This window comes from Arthrobacter sp. H20 (assembly GCF_000520515.1).
Lineage (GTDB): Bacteria > Actinomycetota > Actinomycetes > Actinomycetales > Micrococcaceae > Arthrobacter_D.
In genome coordinates, this window is sequence record NZ_KI914748.1 from 61,118 (window position 1) to 80,798 (window position 19,681).

At 63.2% G+C, this 19,681-nt stretch carries 20 protein-coding genes; 11 read left to right on the forward strand and 9 right to left on the reverse strand.

The annotated features are described in order from the left end of the window. The first annotated feature begins 16 nt into the window (after positions 1-16). From Y703_RS20055 to Y703_RS0114020, 6 genes are all read left to right on the forward strand, one after another. On the forward strand, positions 17-1,345 hold the full coding sequence (locus tag Y703_RS20055; protein WP_035765260.1) for a uracil-xanthine permease family protein: 1,329 nt from the start codon (positions 17-19) through the stop codon (positions 1,343-1,345). Between the two features lie 5 nt (positions 1,346-1,350). Beyond that, entirely contained in the window at positions 1,351-1,908 is a 558-nt protein-coding gene (locus Y703_RS0114000) for an RBBP9/YdeN family alpha/beta hydrolase (protein ID WP_051427605.1), read from the forward strand. A 71-nt stretch (positions 1,909-1,979) separates the two neighbouring features. After that, a complete protein-coding gene (locus Y703_RS20060; protein WP_216698903.1) occupies positions 1,980-2,549 on the forward strand; it encodes a hypothetical protein in 570 nt (189 codons plus the stop codon). Positions 2,550-2,602: 53 nt separating this feature from the next. Further along, complete coding sequence (locus Y703_RS0114010; protein WP_026553203.1) at positions 2,603-2,983, forward strand: DUF7793 family protein; 381 nt, start codon at positions 2,603-2,605, stop codon at positions 2,981-2,983. A gap of 117 nt (positions 2,984-3,100) precedes the next feature. Continuing rightward, positions 3,101-4,096, forward strand: a complete 996-nt coding sequence (locus Y703_RS0114015; RefSeq protein ID WP_026553204.1) for a phosphotransferase — start codon at positions 3,101-3,103, stop codon at positions 4,094-4,096. Positions 4,097-4,118: 22 nt separating this feature from the next. Beyond that, positions 4,119-4,976: a DNA-3-methyladenine glycosylase family protein gene (locus tag Y703_RS0114020; protein WP_155849542.1), complete on the forward strand. Its 858-nt coding sequence runs from the start codon at positions 4,119-4,121 to the stop codon at positions 4,974-4,976. An 88-nt stretch (positions 4,977-5,064) separates the two neighbouring features. Here the strand turns inward: Y703_RS0114020 and Y703_RS0114025 are convergent, their stop codons facing one another. The 4 genes from Y703_RS0114025 to Y703_RS0114040 form a co-directional block, all read right to left on the reverse strand. Beyond that, positions 5,065-5,859 (reverse strand): glycerophosphodiester phosphodiesterase family protein, encoded by a 795-nt coding sequence (locus Y703_RS0114025; RefSeq protein WP_026553206.1) that lies wholly within the window; start codon positions 5,857-5,859, stop codon positions 5,065-5,067. Positions 5,860-5,861: 2 nt separating this feature from the next. Then, a complete protein-coding gene (locus Y703_RS0114030; protein WP_026553207.1) occupies positions 5,862-6,674 on the reverse strand; it encodes an HAD family hydrolase in 813 nt (270 codons plus the stop codon). Positions 6,675-6,787: 113 nt separating this feature from the next. Continuing rightward, positions 6,788-7,318 carry a YbhB/YbcL family Raf kinase inhibitor-like protein gene (locus tag Y703_RS0114035; protein WP_026553208.1) on the reverse strand — a complete coding sequence of 177 codons (531 nt, stop codon included), beginning with the start codon at positions 7,316-7,318 and terminating at the stop codon, positions 6,788-6,790. A gap of 13 nt (positions 7,319-7,331) precedes the next feature. Beyond that, positions 7,332-8,258 (reverse strand): carbohydrate kinase family protein, encoded by a 927-nt coding sequence (locus Y703_RS0114040; protein WP_026553209.1) that lies wholly within the window; start codon positions 8,256-8,258, stop codon positions 7,332-7,334. Between the two features lie 186 nt (positions 8,259-8,444). Here Y703_RS0114040 and Y703_RS0114045 point away from each other — a divergent pair, with 186 nt between their 5' ends. Then, positions 8,445-9,044: a DUF6318 family protein gene (locus tag Y703_RS0114045; protein WP_026553210.1), complete on the forward strand. Its 600-nt coding sequence runs from the start codon at positions 8,445-8,447 to the stop codon at positions 9,042-9,044. A gap of 13 nt (positions 9,045-9,057) precedes the next feature. Here the strand turns inward: Y703_RS0114045 and Y703_RS0114050 are convergent, their stop codons facing one another. Beyond that, positions 9,058-9,972: an ROK family protein gene (locus Y703_RS0114050; protein ID WP_026553211.1), complete on the reverse strand. Its 915-nt coding sequence runs from the start codon at positions 9,970-9,972 to the stop codon at positions 9,058-9,060. A 97-nt stretch (positions 9,973-10,069) separates the two neighbouring features. Next, positions 10,070-10,957: an alpha/beta hydrolase gene (locus Y703_RS0114055; protein ID WP_081743554.1), complete on the reverse strand. Its 888-nt coding sequence runs from the start codon at positions 10,955-10,957 to the stop codon at positions 10,070-10,072. Between the two features lie 78 nt (positions 10,958-11,035). Between Y703_RS0114055 and Y703_RS0114060 the strand changes: the two genes are divergently transcribed. The 3 genes from Y703_RS0114060 to Y703_RS0114070 all read left to right on the forward strand — a co-directional run bounded on the left by Y703_RS0114060 (position 11,036) and on the right by Y703_RS0114070 (position 13,445). Then, positions 11,036-11,353 carry a hypothetical protein gene (locus tag Y703_RS0114060; protein WP_026553213.1) on the forward strand — a complete coding sequence of 106 codons (318 nt, stop codon included), beginning with the start codon at positions 11,036-11,038 and terminating at the stop codon, positions 11,351-11,353. 69 nt (positions 11,354-11,422) lie between these two features. After that, the gene (locus Y703_RS0114065) at positions 11,423-12,529 is read left to right on the forward strand and encodes a GTP pyrophosphokinase (protein ID WP_026553214.1); all 1,107 of its coding nucleotides are present in this window, start codon (positions 11,423-11,425) and stop codon (positions 12,527-12,529) included. 88 nt (positions 12,530-12,617) lie between these two features. Continuing rightward, positions 12,618-13,445, forward strand: coding sequence for a caspase family protein (locus tag Y703_RS0114070; protein WP_026553215.1), 828 nt, complete (start codon positions 12,618-12,620; stop codon positions 13,443-13,445). A gap of 6 nt (positions 13,446-13,451) precedes the next feature. Here the strand turns inward: Y703_RS0114070 and Y703_RS0114075 are convergent, their stop codons facing one another. Beyond that, positions 13,452-15,107 carry a gluzincin family metallopeptidase gene (locus tag Y703_RS0114075; RefSeq protein ID WP_026553216.1) on the reverse strand — a complete coding sequence of 552 codons (1,656 nt, stop codon included), beginning with the start codon at positions 15,105-15,107 and terminating at the stop codon, positions 13,452-13,454. Between the two features lie 215 nt (positions 15,108-15,322). Here Y703_RS0114075 and Y703_RS21025 point away from each other — a divergent pair, with 215 nt between their 5' ends. Next, positions 15,323-17,395, forward strand: a complete 2,073-nt coding sequence (locus tag Y703_RS21025) for a caspase family protein (RefSeq protein ID WP_051427606.1) — start codon at positions 15,323-15,325, stop codon at positions 17,393-17,395. A gap of 1 nt (position 17,396) precedes the next feature. Here Y703_RS21025 and Y703_RS0114085 read toward each other — a convergent pair whose 3' ends face one another. Further along, positions 17,397-19,004 carry a flotillin family protein gene (locus Y703_RS0114085; protein ID WP_253908061.1) on the reverse strand — a complete coding sequence of 536 codons (1,608 nt, stop codon included), beginning with the start codon at positions 19,002-19,004 and terminating at the stop codon, positions 17,397-17,399. A 105-nt stretch (positions 19,005-19,109) separates the two neighbouring features. After that, positions 19,110-19,574: an SRPBCC family protein gene (locus tag Y703_RS0114090; protein WP_026553218.1), complete on the reverse strand. Its 465-nt coding sequence runs from the start codon at positions 19,572-19,574 to the stop codon at positions 19,110-19,112. Positions 19,575-19,681 lie beyond the last annotated feature (107 nt).

The window sequence follows — 19,681 nt, forward strand, 5'->3', positions numbered from 1 at the left end:
TTTGGAAGGCACAGCCATGAGTAGGCTCGGTACCACTTGGACAGTTCACGGCGACGGGAAGAACGTCCTACCCGGGCAATTTGTTGCCCCGGATGAGCGGCTGAGCTGGCCTCGAACGATAGGTATTGGCGCGCAGCACGTCGTCGCCATGTTTGGTGCAACGTTCCTCGTGCCCCTCATTACTGGGTTCCCGCCGGCGACCACCCTCCTTTTTTCGGGGATCGGCACCATCTTGTTCCTCATCATCACCGCCGGAAGGGTTCCCAGCTACCTCGGTTCAAGCTTCGCCTTCATCGCACCGATCGCCGCCGCCCAAAGCCAGCACGGAGCCGCTGGCGCACTCGGCGGCATCATCATGGCTGGCGCGGTACTGGCCATCATCGGTGCCATTGTGCACAGGGCCGGCTCCCGGTGGATCCAGGTGATTATGCCGCCGATCGTCACCGGCGCTATCGTCGCGCTGATTGGCCTGAACCTCGCGCCGACAGCGAAATCCAGCTTCGAGCAGGCGCCGCTGACCGCGCTCATCACAGTGGTGGTGATCCTGCTGGTGACTGTCCTGTTCAGGGGGATCCTCGGACGGCTTTCCATCCTCGTGGGTGTCCTGGCCGGCTACGTCGTCGCAATGCTGCGCGGGGAAGTGGACTTCGCTGCGATTGGTGACGCCGCGTGGGTTGGCCTGCCGCCGTTTCAGACACCAGAGTTCCACCTGTCAGTTGTCGGGTTGTTTGTCCCAGTTGTTCTCGTTCTGGTCGCCGAAAATATTGGCCATGTGAAGTCGGTCGCGGCGATGACCGGACGCGATCTTGACCCGGTGACCGGACGCGCGCTGATGGCTGACGGCCTCGCCACGATGCTCGCCGGATCCGGCGGCGGATCGGGTACCACCACTTACGCTGAGAATATCGGCGTCATGGCAGCCTCCCGCGTGTATTCCACTGCGGCATACTGGGTTGCCGGAATTGTCGCCATCCTGCTGAGCCTCTTCCCCAAGTTCGGCGCGTTGATCGCCACCGTCCCGCCCGGCGTCATTGGCGGAGCGGGAGTGGTGCTGTATGGCATGATCGGCATTCTCGGTGTGAGGATCTGGGTGCAGAACCAGGTGAACTTCTCCAACCCGATCAACCTGTCCACGGCGGGGGTTGCCCTGGTAGTTGGAATCGCCAACTTCACCTGGGCCATCGGCGAACTCACCTTCGAAGGCATAGCACTGGGCACAGCCGCCACCCTGGTGATTTACCATTCGATGAACGGGCTCGCCCGCTGGCGGGGCAGCGAACACGTCACCGGGCCCGACGACGTCGACGCCTCCGACAAAGGGTACCGCCCGTCGAAGCTGGGCTGAGCCGGATGGACATCTTCGTGGTCCACGGCTACCAGGCGTCTCCTGGCGAGCACTGGTTTCCGTGGCTGAAGTCCCGCTTCTCATCGCGGCAGGACAGCGTCACAGTGCTCGAACTACCCACACCGAACGAGCCCACCACAGCCGGTTGGATTGCTGCCCTCCACGAGTCCATCGGGCGTCCTTCAGCCGAGACGGTGATCATCGCGCACAGCCTCGGCTGCATTACTGCACTTCGCTACCTGGCGTCTCTGGATCCGGGTTGGTCGCTCGGGGGCCTGATCCTTGTCGCCGGGTTCGCCGAGCACCTCGATTCCCTCCCGCTCCTCGACGGCTTCACCACCGGCAATGAGTTTGTCGACAATCTGTTGGTCCCCCGCTGCACGGTGATCGGATCGGACAATGACCCGGTAGTAGCTCCGGTCCTGACTGCCAGTCTTGCGAGCCGGCTTGGCGCCAGGCTGATCACCGTAACAGGGGGCGGGCATTTCGGGTCCAGCGACGGCTACCAGAGGTTCGCCGAAGTTCAGGCGGAGTTGGAAAAATTGCTTTCCCAGGGTCGCTAGTCCTGCTCACCCGGACCGCCGATTGTCAGGCGCCCCGCCCGTCGTGGCTGCGGTGGGATTAGGCTGAGCCGATGAGACCAACGATGCGGTGCCTCTTCCTCAATGGAACTGTGGGGGCGGGAAAGACGTCCGTCGCCCAGGCAGCAGCAGCGCTCCTGGCCGCCGACGGAGTGCCCCATGCGGTAATCGATCTTGACTGGTTACGGTTCGCCTGGCCGGCTCCGGCCGGCGACCCGTTCAACCGCGACCTTGAGCTCGCCAACCTGACCGCCATGGTGCCCAATTTCCGTGCGGCGGGAGCCACGGTCCTGATCCTCGCTGGAGTGATCGAGGGCTCCGCGCACCGTCGGCAATACGAGCTGGCGCTGGGCAGCCCCCTCGTGGTGATTCGACTGGACGCCCAGCTCACCACGGTCCGGAACAGACTGCGGCACCGTCACGGCTCCCTTGATCCTGCGCTGGGGTGGCACCTACACCGTACCGGCGAGTTGCAGGCGATTCTGCAGACAGCCGACGCTGACGATGCAGTCATTTCAACCGACGGATGTGATGTCAACCAGGTGGCCGCGGCGGTTGTCGGGCTGGCCAACGAATATTCACCGGAAATGAACACATCCGAAAGATCGCCTGCGACGAAGTAGTCCGATAACACTGCTTTAAGCTTCAATTATTCACTTGGATTTCAGGACACGTCATGGACAACTTCAACATCATCACCGCCGAGCGCGGCCCTACGGCCGATGAAAGGCAACGTCTCGCGGTGAGGGAAGACGGAATTTTGCCCGTGAGTTGGAGTCCCCCAACAACTGTCACAGCTGACGATGCCCGGACCGCCCTTGCTGCGTCACTTCTCACTTCCGGAACACGTCGAATCCTGATCAGCATGAGGGCTGTCGCGTTCACCACCGCTGCCCGCAGGGCGCTCTGCGATGAGCAGGGCATCGCAGCGATTGCCCTAGTGGGTGAAGGCCCGGTTGACCGGGTAGTAGCAGCCTTCGCTGACAACGCTGAGCACCCTGCTCAGTTCTTCACCTCCGAGGTTGAGGCAATCGACTGGCTTGAAACTTTCGCCTGACCTCACCCTTCCTCCCCTGATTCGCCTTCCCGGGAGTGCCTACACTGGTGTGATGGTGAGGATCGGTGTGCTGGGCGGAACGACCGCAGCTGGTGCTGCAGCAGTGGCCGGGTCCTGATGGATCTGCAGCAGGTCTGGGCATCGCCGTCGTGGAGGGAAGAGGTCCAGCAGTGGATCACCCTGGTGCTCGACAACTGTAACCTGACTCAAACGGGCCCACTTGAGGCAGCGCGGATCCGGTTTTGGGCCACCCAACTCACCGTGTCAACGAATCATGGACAGCTCTGGTTCAAAGCGAACAATCCTGGGCAATTCACTGAGGCGGCAGTTGTCGCCTGCCTGTCCGAGTTGGTGCCGGACCACGTTGCTGCTCCGCTGGCCATCGAACCGGCCAAGGGCTGGCTGCTCACTCCCGACCACGGGAAAACACTCGCGTCCCTCAAATCGACCGATTATCAGCTCTGGGTTCGGGTGGTGAAGGATTTCGCTGATCTCCAGAAACAACTCATTCCCCACCGCAACCCGCTGGCGGCCGCTGGCCTGGTCAGCATGGACCCACGGATCGCTGGGAACTTCGCCAGCAACCAGCTACTTCTCCATACCGGTCTGCCGCCCGAGCATCCCCTTCGCCTCTCCCCGCAGGCAGCCGACGGAGTCTACGCAAGCGTTCCAGCCCTTGAAGAGGCGGCAGCGGCGGTCCTCGCATCGGGTGTCCCCCTTACCCTTGAGCACAACGATCTCCACCCGGGCAATGCCTTCATCCCCGGCATCACTACAGCCCCGCTGCGGTTTTTCGACTTCGGGGACTCCTACTGGGCGCACCCTTTCAGCTCGCTGTACGTTCCGCTGAGCGTGATGCAGGAGCAGTGGCAGACCACAGTCGACGACCCGCGGATCCGGCGGGTCATTACCGCCTACCTTGAGTGTTGGACTGACTATGCCCCGCTGCCCGAACTGCGCCTCGCTGTCGAGCCAGCGCTCCAGTTGGCCCGGCTGCACCGATACGGTTCCTGGTTACGGCTGCTGATTCACGCCGACGACGCATCAATGGGCGAGTACGGGCCGCACGCACTGGATCACCTGAGAACGCTGACGGATCCGGTTTTGGGGTAGGCCACGACCGTAGGCTTACCTGGTGAATGTTTTTTCCCTGCCCGCCAACGGGTCAATCGAGGTAGAGCCGATGGTCTCCCTCCTCAGAAACCACTTCATCCCGGGCTGCGAAGTCCCGGGCCGCTCCGGGCTCTCCCACACTCGGCTCCTCAGCACGCCCACCGGCCACCGTGCAGTGACCGTCACGATCGGCCGAACCGGTGTAACGGTCAGCACCGCGGCTCCCAGAAATCAGCTTCCCGCCCTGAAAACGACAATCCGCCGCTGGCTGGACCTGGAAACGGATCTGGAAAAAGTGGCGCGGGCCTTCATCTCGGACGCCCTCCTGGGGCCGTTGGTGAAGCATCGTCCGGGCCTGCGCGCCGTCGGCTACCCCGAGCCGTTCGAGGCAGCCGTCATGACTGTCCTCGGCCAGCAGGTCTCGGTGGCGGCAGCTGGCACCTTTGGTGGCCGGCTGGCTGCTGCCTACGGAACGCCTGGAGAGGCAGGGTTGACCATCTTTCCCACCCCGGCAGTCCTTGCGTCGGCTCCCCCTGAGGACTTACGCAGCGCCATCGGCGTCACCCGTACCCGTGGAGCTACCGTGCAGCACGTTGCCCGGGCTTTTTGCGACGGGCTGGTCCTCAGCGGCGACCACGCTGACGTCCGCACGGCGCTCCTGGCTATCCCCGGCATCGGCCCGTGGTCGGCCGACTATCTGGCCGTCAGGGTGCTCGGCGATCGGGATGCATTCACACCGGGCGATCTCGTCCTGCGCCGGGCGATGGGTAACCCCAGCATCAGTGAGGCCGAAACCCTGTCTGAGCGGTGGCGGCCGTACCGGGCGTACGCCCTGTTTCACTTGTGGATCGAGGCTACCTCGGCCAGAAGAGTGTCGTAGCCGCAGGGCAGTGGATGCTTAACGGCGCGGATGCGGGTGCTGTACTTTTCTTCGGCAGGGCTAGTGGGCGGCAGGCATGGTGTGGGCGTCAGGGTGCCTGCGGCCAGTGCCCCCGGGCGTTCATGACGGTAGCCAGACGGTCTGCGCGGTCGGAGACCAGCCCGTCAACACCACCGCCCATCAGGAGGAGTCGTTCCATCGCCTCGGCATCGTTGACCGTCCAGACGTGAAGCGGTAATCCCGCCGTCCTGCACCGGCTGACAAACCGTTCGGTCACCACTGAAACCCCAGCGTGCCGCACCGGAACCTGTAGGCAATCCACCTTGAGAATCCGGGCCAAGCGATGGGTCTGGCCAAGCGGGCTCAACAGCCAAAGCAGCGCCGAGGACAATTGCCCGGCGGAAGAGGCAACGGGCCGGGACAACAGCTTCAGGACCTGCAGTCGCCGCCGATCCGAGAAGGAGGCAACCAGAACCCGGTCATGCGCACCAAGGCGCTCCACCAACCGGGCGAAGGGCTCCACCGAGGCGTCATCTTTGATATCAATGTTCAGTTTGATGGCCGGCCAGCGGGTCAGCACTTCTTCGAGGGTGGGAATCGGTTCGACTCCCCGGATGCGGACGGCGCCAAGTTCCGCCAGGGTGCGCCCCGCCACCGGCCCCGCAACGTCGCAGACTCGGTCCAGGAGCGCATCATGGAAGACCATGACGGCGCCGTCGCGGGAGCTGCGGATGTCGATCTCGAGGTACCCGTAGCCCAGCTCGACGGCGGCCTCAAAGGCAGCCATCGAGTTTTCCAGCCCGTCGGCCGAGTACCCGCGATGAGACAGGGCGAGCGGCCGCTGCTGCCCGTCCGGCCCGACATTCTGCAGGTAGGGCAACATGCCTAGAAGGTGGCCCTGAGGGCAGCCAGGCGTTCCTCAAGAATTTGCGCCACTCCGTCGTCGTCAAAGGCCGGTGCCTGCAGATCCGCTGCGGCAATGGCTTCCTGATGTCCCGACGCCATGGCATACCCGGTGCCAGCCCAGCTAAGCATCTGGACGTCGTTGGGCATGTCCCCGAACGCGACGACGTCGACCTGGCTGATGCCACGGCTCGCGGCGAATTCGGCGAGCGTGACCGATTTGTCGATGCCGGGCATCGACATTTCCAGTAGGGCAACACTCGGTGCGGAGTGGGTTGCTGCCACCAGATGGGCCACCGCTGGCCGGACCGTGTTGAGGAAGTTGTCCGGCCTAACCTCGCGTTCCCGGGCCAGAAACTTGATGACTCCCTGACCTTCTAGAGAATCCGCTAGCGGCATCGCTACAGCTCCAGCGAGGAGTTCCACCGCACCCTCCTCGGCAAAACCATGCTCAATGTGGAACCCGTTGACCGTCTCGGCGGCAAAGGATGCGGCCGGGTAAAGGTCAAGAATGATCTTTCGAGCCGCCAGGATGTTGCTGTGTTCGAGGAGGTGAGCGCTCAGCACCCTTTCGTCATCAAGATTGTAGGTCACGGCGCCGTTGGAGCAGATCACAGTCCCCCGGTGACCGAGCTGCTCGCGCAGCGGGTGGAGCCAGCGCGGCGGCCGGCCGGTGACAAACACCACCTCTACTCCAGCATCCAAGCACGCCTGGAACGCCTGAACTGTTCGGGGACTGATCTTGCCGTCGTGACCGACGATAGTTCCGTCCATGTCGCTGGCGACCAAGCGCATGCGGGTACTCCTTCTTAGAGCGGATCGCTTTAAGAATACCTGCCCAGACCAGCCCGGTTTCACTGGCCCAGGTACCCACCCAGAGCATCGTGAAAGGACCGGTTGGAGTATGCCTACTGCTCGAACGTAGCAATCAGTCGGGCACGTCCGAGGGTGTGCGAGAACAGGTTGAAGCCGAGGTAAGCATTGCTTCCTTCAGCCGGTACCTCAAGGCTTTCCACATCTACCGCGTGCACCACGACGTGGTAGTGATGTGGGCCGTGACCAGCAGGAGGCGCCGCGCCGATGAAGCCGTTGTAGCCGCCGTCGTTCCTTAACTGGATGGCGCGGTCCGGCAATTCGGTGCTGCCTTCCACGCCTGCGCCCGATGGCAACGAGGTGGTGCTGACCGGAAGGTTGAAGACCGCCCAGTGCCAGAATCCACTGGCTGTCGGGGCATCCGGATCGTAAACCGTCACGGCGAAACTCTTTGTTCCTTCAGGGAACTCGCTCCACGACAGTTGGGGGGAAAGATCCTTTCCGCCGGGAATCCCCATGACGCCGGACGCGTGCTTCGCGTCCAGCGGCTGGTTGTCCTCGATGTCTGTGCTGGTAAGAGTAAATTCGGGGACTGTTGGAAGGTCTGCGTACGGATCACGGGTCATGACTACTCCTGGCTCATTTGGGATCTGGCACTAGCTCGCTACGTACTGGCGGATTCGCGCCGGCACGGGAAACTGTAACGGCTGCCGCTTTCGCAGCATAGGCGAGCACCGCTTCCATCTGCTCAACGGATATGTGGCGCAGGTCATTCCGGTGCTGCGCTCCGACCAGGCCGCGGTCCACCAGAGAACCCAGTAGGGCCGACATGAAGGAGTCACCCGCGCCCACCGTGTCGACCACTTGAGTGGCCGGGGCTGGCACTGAGGTTTCGCCACGCGATACGACGGCCCAGGGGCCGAGCGAGCCGCGCGTCACCACCACCATGGCTGGACCCTTCGCCAACCATTTCCGGGCAGTCTCGAATACATCCTGGCCTGGATAGAGCCACTCGAGATCCTCATCTGAGGCCTTCACTACGTCGGCGAGTTCAACAAATTTCTCGGCCTGCGTTCGGGCGTAGTCGACATCGGTGACGATGCTCGGACGGCAGTTCGGATCGTAGGAGATGGTCGCGAGAGGGTGGGCCCGCTGGGCGACGGAGAGCACTTCAGCGGCTCCCGGCTCAAGCATGGTCGCGATCGAGCCGGTATGCAGCAGCGTGGTGCCCTCAAGGATCTGCTCGGTCTGCTCACGGACAGTCGGCAGGTCCCACATGAGCTGGAACTTGTAGGAGGCCCCGCCTGCAGGATCCAGCCGTGCTGTGGCGATGCTGGTGGGGTGATCGTCCGGCCCTATCGGGGTCAGCACTGAGTTGCTGCGGAGGTGCTCGTGGATCATCCGGCCATACTCGTCGTCGCCCCAGCGGCCGATGAATCGGCAGGGATGTCCCAGTCTGGCCAGGCCGACGGCCACGTTCATGGGGCTACCGCCCACGTGGGCGCGGGGCGAGGCGACATCGCTGATGACTTCGTCTATGAGGGTTTCCCCGATCACGGTGAGCACGCTAACAAGTTAGCATCTCGGGCCGTCGAGCGGACGGGCGCGACGGCGGCGCGCTTCCTGGGCGCGCCGTGTGATCTCGCGCACACCACCCCGAAACCGACCGCTAGTTGCCTAAGGCTACGGCTAAGATGGGGGTGGACTACGCCATCCGAGGCGACTAGAAGACTTCGACCTGTTGGGGAAATCATGAAGATCAAAAACGCAGCGGCCATCGCCGTCATTGCACTTGCCACGCTGACAGCGTGCGGTGAATCCACCGAGTCAGCCGCCCCCTCGGAGGCTGCTGGACCCACCCCCGCGAGCTCCACCGCACCGGCGCAGAATATTCAGCCGCCCGAGACCAATGACCTCATGAGTGAAGCAAGCCCAGAGGGTGCACGGGCATTCCTCCACAACGTCTTCGAACTGAAGTCCTACAACCAGCGGACCGGTGAGACCGGGGAGTTACTCGCCGCCTTCGACGGCGCTGACGCTGCAACAGCAGAGGCCGAAGAGTTTGCTGCCATGTATGACGATGGCGGATGGGTGCTTGGAGGTCAGCCGAAGGTCAAGCAAATCATCGTTACCACTCCAGCGGACGAAGTCTCCGAAGACGTTGAGGTGGACGCGCTGATTACCGTCAACCCTGACGCCTACACCTCGTTCGATGCGGCAGGAGAGGTCCAGGAGACGCGCCCATTCGACCCCGCCGGCACCATCTACTCGGCGACGGTCGTCTTCTCGGAGGGCGCCTGGAAAGCCACTTCCCTTGAAGAAACGCCCGACGCAGAAATCCCGTCAGAGTAACCCTATTCGGCCGTCAGCGCACTTCGCTGACGGCCGAATAGGCTGCACCCACCAGAGCGGCGTCGTCGGGCAGGATTGCCTGCTCAATCCTGAAATTGGCTAGACGCTCGTCGGCGAGGATCATTCCAGTGCGAACTGCGGGTTCCACTAAATCCCAGGACCTGGACATGGATCCGCCGATTACCAGGATCCCGGCGTCGAAACGATTGATCACGGCAGCCAGTGTCTCGCCCAGGGCGCCGAACGCCCTGTCCAGCACCTGCCGAGCCGTCGCATCGCCGGCGCGGCTGAGGTCAGCGATCGTGTGAACGTCAGGACCAGCTATCGGATCCGCCCCCGACGCCTCGGCGAAGGCAGTACGAATGGCCCTACGGGACACAGTGTTTTCCAGGGGACGGCCCTGGTAGCTCTCCTGGTGGATACTTCCGTCGGGTGAAACTGCGGGCCCGGTGCTGACTGGGTCACCGTCGACCAGGAATGTTGAGCCCACCCCGGTTCCCAGGGTGATGCAGACGGCACGTTCTACACCCTGGGCGGCACCCAGCGCGTATTCACCTATGCCGAACGCGTCAGCATCGTTGAGGAAATGGATAGCGCCGGGCGTAGGTTTGATCCGCCCCATCAGGGCGGCACCGAGATCGAAGCCAAACAGGCTGTCGAACTTTCCCACGTGTTCAAACCGGCCGATACCGTGCTCATAATCGAACGGTCCGGGGATCGCGACAGACCATACAGCTCCCGGCGCGCCGCCCAGTGCGTCAGCGGCAACCCCAATCTCCTCGACCAGGCTCTCAGCGGTGCCTTGGGCCTGCAGGTGCACCCGGGCCAGCGACCCTCGATCGATGGCCCAGGTTCCCGATTCCACCAGCGCGGCAGTGAGGTGGGTGCCACCGATTTCTAGCACGGGGATGGTGTTGGTGCCGCTCATTGATGGATGCCTTTCAGTCGGTCTGAATACGTTATCCCCGAACCCGGATCAACAGTAATTCGCTACGGCTCCCGTCTGCGGAGGCCACGGAACCTGTTCAGGTGGCTATCAGCTGGGCTACCGCCTGGACCACCTGGTCCCACGCATCAGTTCCCGGGGCGATCATGGCAAAGTGGTCACCGGGGATTGCGATCAAGTCCGCAGCCGCACCTGCGGCCACTGCCGCAGAGACATAGCTTTCCGACTGGCTGAGCGGAACCGTCGAGTCGTCCTCACCGTGCAGCGCCAGTACCGGAATGGCCAGCGGAATTGCTGCCATCGGGTCGGCCAGCCGATAGCGTTCGGGATCCTCAGCCGGATCCACTCCCAACAGGTTCAGCACCGCACCATCGCCCAACCCCAGTTCGTGGGCCTGAGCCAGGTTCAGCACCCCTGACTGGCTGACGACGCCGGTCAGCGGCACCAGTGGCGTCCCGGCTCCGGGCGCACCGTCGGGCAATCCTGATCGCCCGGCGGCCCACACGGCCAGGTGTCCGCCTGCTGAGTGGCCGAGGGCCGTCGTCGTGCTTAGATCCAGACTGTGCTCGTCGGCGGCAGCGGCCAGGAGATCTATTCCGGCACTCACATCGTCGAAGGTTTCAGGCCACCCACCACCATTGCCTGCCCGCCGGTATTCAAGGTTCCAGCAGACGTAGCCGCGGGACGCTAGGTCCTCGGCGAGCGGCTGTCCGAGATCCAGCCCGTAACCGTCGCGCCAGTAGCCACCGTGAATGATGACGACGACGCCGGGGCGGCGATTCGCTGCCGGTAGATACAACTCGGCAAACTGGCTCGGATCATCACCATAGGTGTAGGGCTGGGGCGTCACTGGTTCCTCAGATTGCTCGGTGGTGGCGGCAGGCCCGCCGGGCACGCAGCCCGCGAGCGCAGTTGCTGCAAGGGTGCCCGCGGCGCCCAGCAGGGTGCGTCGGCGTAGGTTATCCACACCGGAAGCGTAACCGTACCTGCCCTTCCCTTGTGTTGGCGCTGGTGTTTGAATGAATAGACCAATCGAGAGGGAACAATGCAAACCAAAGGAACCCGACGGCTTATTGGCGGCGGCATAGCCCTGGCAGCCACCATATTCATCCTGCCGACTGCGCTGTTTGAGGTCGTCAGTGGAACTGCCCAAGGAGCCGCTGTTGTGCTCTTTACCCTGGGTGCGATCCTTTTGGTCGGTGGACTGTACCTGGTGATCACCGGTCTCCGGAAGCGATCACGCGATCTACGCACCCCGCGCAGCTATGACACCCGGCAGGGCACCACCAAGGACGAAGACCGCCCGGTTGACGGCCACTCGATGCCCACAGCCGCTCGTCAGGGGCAGATCGGCATCTTCTAACCCTCCCCCTACCAGGTGTGTCAGACCCGGCCGATAGGATGGCGTGAAGCCATCGTCGGAGGAGTGTTCATGAGCGCCTGGGATCAGTTGGATGACCGCCTCCGCCCCGCGGTGGAAGTGAGCACCCTCCAGTTTGAACGGGTACGGCCGCGCCTGGAAGAAGTCACCCGCCAGATGCAGGAGGGTATCCAGGGTATTTTCGTCGGCACCGAACTCAATCCACTATTTGTCACAGCCCGCACCAAGACCGTCGAGTCCTTCCGTGACAAGGCCTCCCGCGTGCTCGCGGCGACGTCTCCCGGGGACCTGCCAACCCTCGTGTTCCCTGACCCGTTGCGCAACCTGACCGACGTCGTAGGCGTCCGGGTTATCACCACCCTGCCCCACGAGGTGGATGTTGCAGCCAACCTGATCAAGCGCCAGCGTCAGGAGTTTGACTGCCGGGGGGACCGGGAGAAGGACATCGGCACCATCGAATCCGGCACCTACGGCTACTCGAGCAGGCACCTGATCTTGCGGACTATCCAGAACGATGCGGTCAAGGAATATCAGCGTGCGCTGGACCCTGCTGCCAAAGCGGGTGGCAGCTATATGCTTGAGGTGCAGATCCGCACTGTACTGGCCCATGCCTGGTCGGAAATCGAACACGATATCCGGTTCAAGGCTTCCAATCCGCGCGCCTGGAGCCCCTACTTCGACCGGCAGTTCACTGGGACCGCTGCGATGCTCGAATCGGTGGAATCGGCCTTCGCTGAACTGCACGAGCGTTACGAAACGGTCACTGGCTTTTGGGATGAGAGCGGTGAGGGAAGCGTCCCGCTCACCCCCAACCGGGTGCGCGATGTGTGGCAGACCCTCCTCCCCCACGTCGATCGAAAGTCCGATGACGACTGGGGCTGGGCAGCCGAATTACTCGCTGCCCACGAACTGACGACCACGACGGCCCTGGCATCGCTCCTGCAGGCGGACACCATCACCTCGGTGCGCCGAGCGCTGGATCATCGGTACTCGCCGGGCCCGGACCGCCTGCTCGACGACGTGTTGCTCTGGCACTATGGGGAACGGCACATTGACCTCACTGCCGAACCCGCTGACGCCGCTGTCTCACCCCGCCGGGACAGTTTGCAACGTCGTCATCGGCAAATGGCAACATACCGGGCGCCTGAGGCACGGTAGGCACCGGGCAGTAACACCGCCGTAACAGCCGTTCCGCTAGATTGCCGCATACCTGTGATCAGGCAGGTCCTGTGGAAGGAGCAGCGCAATGTCCAAGTACGCACTCTGCGTTGGCATAAATAAGTTCGAGAACCTGCCGACCAATGGCTGGCTCAACGGCTGCGTCAATGATGCGAAGGACTTTGCCGCGTTGCTCACCGAACAGTACGGATTCACGAAGCGGAACGTCACCGTCCTGCTGGATTCGAAAGCAACGAAAAGCGCTGTCGTCGGCAAGTTGCAGGCAATGGTGAAGCGGGCCAAACCGGGCGATCACCTGGTCTTCACCTTTTCCAGCCATGGCACCCAGGTTCTGGATACGTCAGGGGACGAACCGGATGGCGCCGACGAAGCGTTCGTCACGTTCGATATGCGGCAAAAGGGCGACCAGTGGGACGCGTCAACGCTCATTCTCGACGACGAGTTGCATGACCTGCTCGGCACTGTCCCCGACGGCGCCCTGCTCGACGTCGTCCTTGACACCTGTCACAGCGGCACCGGACTGCGTGCCCTTGATCTGCTGCCCACCAGACGGCCGCGATTCGTGCCGCCACCCACGCCGCTCGGACTTGAATTGACAGAATCTGCTGATCCTCACGCGTTCCGCGACCTGGTCCGCTCCGATGCTGGGGCCAAACCGGTATTGTTCGCCGCCTGCCGGTCCGACCAGACGGCTGCTGACGCCGACTTCTCCGGGCGGTACAGCGGCGCATTCAGCCATTTTCTGCTTCAAGCGCTCAGGGACGATCCGGCCACCAACCGGCGGGACGTGTTGAAGCGGGTCAGCGCCGACCTGCGGGGTGGAAAGTTCACCCAGCGGGCCCAACTGGAAGCACCCATGGCCGCTAAAAACGCTCCCTGGGGTACCGTCGCCTAGGTGCTGCTACCGCCCCTGTCCATGGGTGTGGAATGTGAGTTTTGGGGATGCGGCGTCCCGGGAGCCAAGATTAGCGGGGGTGACTTCTGCGAGCATCGCCGCGTCACGGGCCTTATCCTGCAGGTTCTCCTGCTGCCTCGCCGGGTCATAGACCGGCTTCAACGCCGCGTAACAAAGGTGCCCGCCCTCATCGAAGCGGAGCAAGCCACCGCCCCTCAGGGTCACCGGCCCTGGGCCCTGCAGCCCCATTCGGCGCATCTCGGAGCGCCCGATGGTGAACTCCTGCACAAAAGACGCACCAATTTCGGACACGACGAACCCGTCGGGGCTGACCCGGATACTGGGGCGCACCCGATCAACAGTCACCGAATGCCTCTCATCCATCGCGGCCTCTCGGAACAGGTCACCGTTCTCCCAGATAAACCTGACAATCTCCTCGGGGTCAGTGCCCAGCGCAGACAACCGAACGGGGTACCGAAGACTAGTCATCCTGTCCGTCCCCGAGAGCATTTCGTCCTCAGCCACCGTCACCCCTACCTCGGCAAAAGCGTCACGGACCACTTGCCGATAGTGGTACCGGTCCTGCGGCACGAGCATCAGGTCGGCTGACAGCACTCCCCGCAGCAGATCGGTCCAGGTCACGTCTACCGGCGCCATGTAGCCGAGCCCGCGGATCAGCATCGCCAGCACCTGCTCCCCTACCTTCGCCCCCGATTTGGCCACCTGGTAAAGACTCGAGCGGCCTCCTGGCTGGTCCAGCCGGACCTTCCACAGGCGCGCCACCACGTTCAGGACCGCTTGAACAATTGGCTCACCCCGACGATGGGGATCCGGCAGGGTGCGCCAGTCGGCCGGCACCGGGGCTCGCATTGACTGACGGGCCGGCCCGTGCGAGAAAAGACCGTCTCCAAAGCTAAAGAGACCGCTCAGCAGGATCTGCTCGTCCAATCCGGCGAGATCAGTTGCCCCGGACCCCAACGGGTCCAGCAACTGCTCCACCCGTTCAGCCGAGGAAAACACTGAAAGCATTGCCACCAGATCGGCGATCGCTTCATGAAGCGCAAACTGGTCGAGGGACGCGAACTGATCCGACCAGCGCGTCCGGTAGCCAGCGAGGATCGCGTGAGTCACCTCGTGGGCCACTAGATCCCGGTATAACGCCAACGGAACCGACAGGCGCTCCCGGCCATCCCTGCGGTGCCCAAACCGGATCACCCCGTCTTCCCGGTCGTAGCCGGAATTGGCGTAGGGCACCGTGTCATACGCATGGATCCGGAGCCTCCGTCCACGGGCCCACCCCATCCGGCGTCCCAGGGTTGACTCGAAAGCGGCAAGCGTTGACGCCGCCACCGCGTAGGTGTGCTGGGCGAGGAACCGCCGGTTAGCCAGCAGCTCACCCAGGTCGCGTGGTGGGCACTGATCGATCAGCATCCACGGGTCGTCGTCCTCTCCGAGCAGTAGGTCCAACGGTCTCCCTCGCGGTCCGCGGACGACGACGTCGAATCTCGCGCCGCGGGGTCCCCCACCAATGCGTTCGACGGGCACCCTGAGAGTCGTCGTCATCGGGCCATCGGGGCCACGGGTGAACGGGCCCTCAGCCAGGATGGTCAGCGGGCGCAGCTCCCCGGTGTGACTCCCAGGACCGAGCATCGCGCCCGCCATTGGCATCTCTCCCTACTGCGCGTCCGGAACCAGTCATCCACCGGACAGGTACCTGAAATATCTACCCATCTGCCGTCGCCGTCAAGCACCCAACCGTCAGTAACACAGCAGTAACGGGGCTCGGCAGATACTGGCTGCCACCCGGCCGTCGCCGTCGCGTGGCACTGCTACCTGAAGAAGCTGCTTGACTCCACGGCACCCAACGAGGAGTAGCCATGGAATCCGCCACTGCGACCGCCCAGCGCGGTTCGGGACTGAGCGCCGAGCAGATCGCGGCATTGAAACCGCACATAGTGAACCTGAGTCGCGGCAAGTTCTCGACCGGAGGGGAGACCAGCACCACGGCCGCCGATGTGGATGCCATTTTCGAGCAGCACCTGCCGGCGTTCGCGCCGGGGGGTGCCGGGGTACCGATCATGATCTATGCCCACGGCGGACTGGTCAGTGAGGCAGCTGGCTTGCGGTCCGCCCACCAGCAGTGCGAGTGGTGGAAATCGAACGGTGTGTACCCGATCTTCTTTGTCTGGGAGACCGGCTTCCTCGACGCCGTGTTCGGGTCCCTTCCCGGAGCCAGGGGTGTCTTGGGGGACGTGAAGGACCGGGCGATCGAGCTGCTGGCGCGTGCTGCCAACGGTGAGCGAATCTGGGGCGAAATGAAGCAATTCGCTGAGGACGCCTCCGCCCCGGGTGGTGGTGCGTTGTACGTGGCAAGGGCGCTGAGTAGGTTCCTTTCCGCCCATCCCAAAGCCACAGTGCACGCCGTCGGGCATAGCGCTGGCTCCATCTTCCACTCCTATTTTGTCCCAGCAGCGCTGAAGGCTGGCGTACCGGAGTTCGCCTCGGTGAGCCTGCTGGCCCCGGCAGTCCGCACCGACACCTTCAAAGCGACGCTGGCCGTCGAGGCAGGCAAGGGCATCAAGTCCCTGGCCATGTACACCATGACCCAGCAGACCGAGCTGACCGACACCTGCCCCGGGGGGTACGGGAAGTCCTTGCTGTACCTGGTCCGAGCCTCCTTCGAGAAGGAGGAATTCACACCCATTCTCGGCCTGCAGGAGTGTTTTAACGCCGATCCTGAACTACTAAGGCTCTTCGACACCGAAGGCCCCGCAGCGAAGGCCGAGGTGATCTGGTCAGTCACCGAAACGGGTCCTGAGACTCGCCGGAGCACTGCCACAACCCATGGTGGTTTTGACGACAACGCGTCGACGATGCAGAGCATTGCCCGCCGGATCACGGGCAAGAAGCCGAAAGCCTTCGGCGTCCGAACAGTCAGCGAACCGTGGGCGGTGGCACCCACGGCCACTGAGGAACCAGTGGTAAGCAGCCGCCGGGCCCTGTGCATTGGAATCAACGCCTACCCAGCCGGCAAGGAACTCTATGGCTGCGTCGCTGACGCACAGGCCTGGGGCAAGCAGCTGGAGTCGGTCGGGTTCGAGGTGACCACGCTCCTTGATGAGACGGCCACCCGAGTCAACATCCTGCAGGGAATCTTCGATCTAGTCGCCCACAGCACCGCCGGGGACGTGCTGGTGGTGCAGTACGCAGGCCATGGGACGTACGTCGACGACCTCGACGGTGACGAATCGGAGGACGGCAACGAGGAGAAGCTATTCGACGAGGCCCTGTGCCCGGTGGACTTTGAGGGCGGGAACCTCATCATCGACGATGATCTCGGGGAGATTTTCGACCTGCTTCCTGAGGGCGTGAGCCTGACCGGCTTCTTCGACTCGTGTCATTCAGGCGACGGCACCCGGCTGCTACTGTCAGTCGGCGACGCGGTGCTCAACGGAGCTGAACGGGCAGCTGATCACGGGCGCCGGGCACGATTTGTAGTGCCCGATGCAACCACCACCGAGAACTTCAGGTTGCGCCGCGGCGCTACCGTCAACGTTGGCCGGCGAGCCGACGCACGGGAATTGCTCTTCAGCGCCTGCCAACCCGACGAGGTGGCCTACGAGACAGGCGGTCACGGAGATTTCACCGCTGCCGCCAGCCTGCTGCTGGCTCCGAGCGCCCAAAAAATCACCAATGCGGAGTTCCTGGCGCGGGTACTTGAGTCCTTCTCGCATCAGCCTCGACAGAATCCCTATTTCTATGGCGCGGTTGCTGCTTCCACCAGGACGTTCCTGGCACCCCTGACCGCTCGGGTGGACGCCGGGAAGGGTCTCCTCCCGGCGTCCGGTCCGACAGGTCAGCCGCTGCCGGCCACCCCTGACGAGGCCGCAGCACGTGCGCGTGCGGCTGCGTCTTTCCTGCGGGCGACTGCCGATTTCATCGACGGGTGAACTAAACGCCGGAGGGTCGGATGTCTTGAGCTGGCGCCGTAGACTCCTCGCTCAGCGGGCTATCTTTCATTCCCCAGTTCTTCAGCATTTCGACTGCGTCCAGCCCAGTGGTGTCCTTGAGCAGCTGGAACGTCTGCTGCAGTCCACCGGTCACGTTCTTGCTCAGCTGGGTGGCGCCGTCGTTGGAGATGACCGTCATGTTGTCGATTCCCGCCATCGGAGCGGCGATTTCCCGAGCGATCTGCGGGAGGATCTCCATCACCTTGTTGAGAATTGCGGCTTCGTTGAATTGCTCGTAGGCCTTGGCCTGGGCTTCGATTCCCTGGGCCTCGGCAATTCCCTTCTGACGGACAACGTCTGCCTCCGCCTGGCCGCGAAGAGCGATGATCTCAGCTTCCGCTGCACCGTTGGCACGGGTCACTGACGCCGCTGCGTTACCGCGTGCGGTGTTGGCTGCGGCTTCCGCCTCGGCGGTGACCTTGTCGCCCTCAGCGCTCAGGCGCCGCTTGGTCAGGGCCACTTCAGCCTCAACCTGATCGGCCTCCGACTGACGCTTGCGCTGCTCGAGCTTACCCGCTGCTTCCTGCTCCACGCGGTACTTCTCGGCGTCGGCAGGCTTGCGGATCTCAATATCCAGTTCACGTTCACGCAGCTCGGATTGCCGCGAAGCAACCGCCTGTTCCTTGACCAGAATGGACTGACGCTGCTCGGCGGCCGCCAGTGGGCCTGCGGCATCCGCCTGGGCCTGCCGTGCGTCGGCAACCTCTTTGAGCTCGGCGCGGCGGATCGCAAGCTGTTGTTCCGCCAGCGCCACCTGCTCGTCGGCGATGGCTGCGGCCTGTGCAGCTTCCTGCGCCGCGTTCGCTTCGGCAATCTTCGCCTGCTTTTCTGCGAGCGCCGCTTCCGGACGGCCGAGGTTCTTCAGGTAACTCGACTCGTCATCGACCGACTGGATCTGGAAGGTGTCGATCTCCAGACCCTGGTTGTGCATTGAGTGCTCGGCTTCTTCCTTGACACTCTTGGCGAAGGAAGCACGGTCCTTGATGATCGAGTCCACTGTCAGGGTGCCCACGATGGAGCGCAGCGAACCGGAAAGGGTTTCCTGGGTGTAGTGGTCGATCTGGTCCTGCTGGTTGAGGAACCGCTGCGCGGCGCGGCGCACTGCTTCTTCATCCCCGCCAACCTTGATCTGGGCCACGCCAGTCAACCGCAGCTTGATGCCGTTCTTGGAGATGCCCTCAATCTGCAGGGTCACCTGGCGCGAGGCGAGAGAAATCGAGAACGCCTTTTGGCTGAACGGGTTGATGAATGTTCTACCGAACACCACGCGTTGGCTTTCCTGGCTGCCTTTGCCGGTGATGATCAGTGCTTCGGACGGGCTGGCAATCCGCAGTGCCAGCCGCGCGACGACGGCGGCAATAATAGCCACCACCAGCACAACAGCCAGCACGATGCCGATACCAATAAATTGACTGAGGTCCACTGCAGTCCCTTCTGTGGGAAACGTTTCAGGATGAGTGGACGGAAGGTCCAGTGCCCAGCCGATCGGCTGGTCAACCACTGGAGAGCCCGTGCGGTCCCCCACCGCCCTCAATGTGTCGGGCGCCACCCTATGGACGGTACACGACGCAATCACCAAGACCGCCCCGGGCACGACGACGGCCGGTCACCTTCGCTCGGAAGGTCACCGGCCGTGATCGTGCGCCGCAGGAGGCTAGGCCTCCGACACCGCGGCCGCGAGGTTGTTCAGCGAGGACTCCAGTTCATGGTCGGAAACCACCGGGAACGATACTTGCTTGAGCACCCTCGTGTCGGTGACGTTGCTCCAGTCGTAGGTGAGCGTTACCTCGGTGGAGTCCGGACCCTGCGACTGAAGTTCCCACACCCACTGCCATCCCGCAGGCTCGGTGCCCGCCTCTGCCGTCTTCCACGCGAGGAGCTTGTTATGGTCGTAGCCCACCACATGGTTATCAGTTTTGTAGTCGCCGCCCATCTTGTCCCAGTGCTGGTTCATGGTGAACATCTGACCAACTGCGGTGATGCGATCCGATTTTTCGTCGGACTGCACCATGCCGGAGCCGTCAATCTGCGCATGCCGCTCGGGGTTGGAAAGGACGTTGAAAATAGCGTCCGCTGACGCGTCAATGACGCGGGTTGTGGTGATGCTCTTCTCACTCATTCTTGGTCTCCTTGTCGTTCTGCGGTTACCACCCAGTCCACCACAGCTGCAAGGTCCTTGCCAGTATCAGAGGTCGACGACGACGTCGGACGGCAGTTTGTCTGGTC

Coding starts and splice junctions, on each gene's coding strand:
- Y703_RS0114090 (WP_026553218.1), bottom strand. CDS start 19,574: ATGAGTGAGAAGAGCATCACCACAACCCGCGTCATTGACGCGTCAGCG.
- Y703_RS21025 (WP_051427606.1), top strand. CDS start 15,323: ATGGAATCCGCCACTGCGACCGCCCAGCGCGGTTCGGGACTGAGCGCC.
- Y703_RS0114070 (WP_026553215.1), top strand. CDS start 12,618: ATGTCCAAGTACGCACTCTGCGTTGGCATAAATAAGTTCGAGAACCTG.
- Y703_RS20055 (WP_035765260.1), top strand. CDS start 17: ATGAGTAGGCTCGGTACCACTTGGACAGTTCACGGCGACGGGAAGAAC.
- Y703_RS0114035 (WP_026553208.1), bottom strand. CDS start 7,318: ATGACCCGTGATCCGTACGCAGACCTTCCAACAGTCCCCGAATTTACT.
- Y703_RS20060 (WP_216698903.1), top strand. CDS start 1,980: ATGAGACCAACGATGCGGTGCCTCTTCCTCAATGGAACTGTGGGGGCG.
- Y703_RS0114030 (WP_026553207.1), bottom strand. CDS start 6,674: ATGCGCTTGGTCGCCAGCGACATGGACGGAACTATCGTCGGTCACGAC.
- Y703_RS0114060 (WP_026553213.1), top strand. CDS start 11,036: ATGCAAACCAAAGGAACCCGACGGCTTATTGGCGGCGGCATAGCCCTG.
- Y703_RS0114000 (WP_051427605.1), top strand. CDS start 1,351: ATGGACATCTTCGTGGTCCACGGCTACCAGGCGTCTCCTGGCGAGCAC.
- Y703_RS0114065 (WP_026553214.1), top strand. CDS start 11,423: ATGAGCGCCTGGGATCAGTTGGATGACCGCCTCCGCCCCGCGGTGGAA.
- Y703_RS0114050 (WP_026553211.1), bottom strand. CDS start 9,972: ATGAGCGGCACCAACACCATCCCCGTGCTAGAAATCGGTGGCACCCAC.
- Y703_RS0114015 (WP_026553204.1), top strand. CDS start 3,101: ATGGATCTGCAGCAGGTCTGGGCATCGCCGTCGTGGAGGGAAGAGGTC.
- Y703_RS0114075 (WP_026553216.1), bottom strand. CDS start 15,107: ATGGCGGGCGCGATGCTCGGTCCTGGGAGTCACACCGGGGAGCTGCGC.
- Y703_RS0114010 (WP_026553203.1), top strand. CDS start 2,603: ATGGACAACTTCAACATCATCACCGCCGAGCGCGGCCCTACGGCCGAT.
- Y703_RS0114025 (WP_026553206.1), bottom strand. CDS start 5,859: ATGTTGCCCTACCTGCAGAATGTCGGGCCGGACGGGCAGCAGCGGCCG.
- Y703_RS0114045 (WP_026553210.1), top strand. CDS start 8,445: ATGAAGATCAAAAACGCAGCGGCCATCGCCGTCATTGCACTTGCCACG.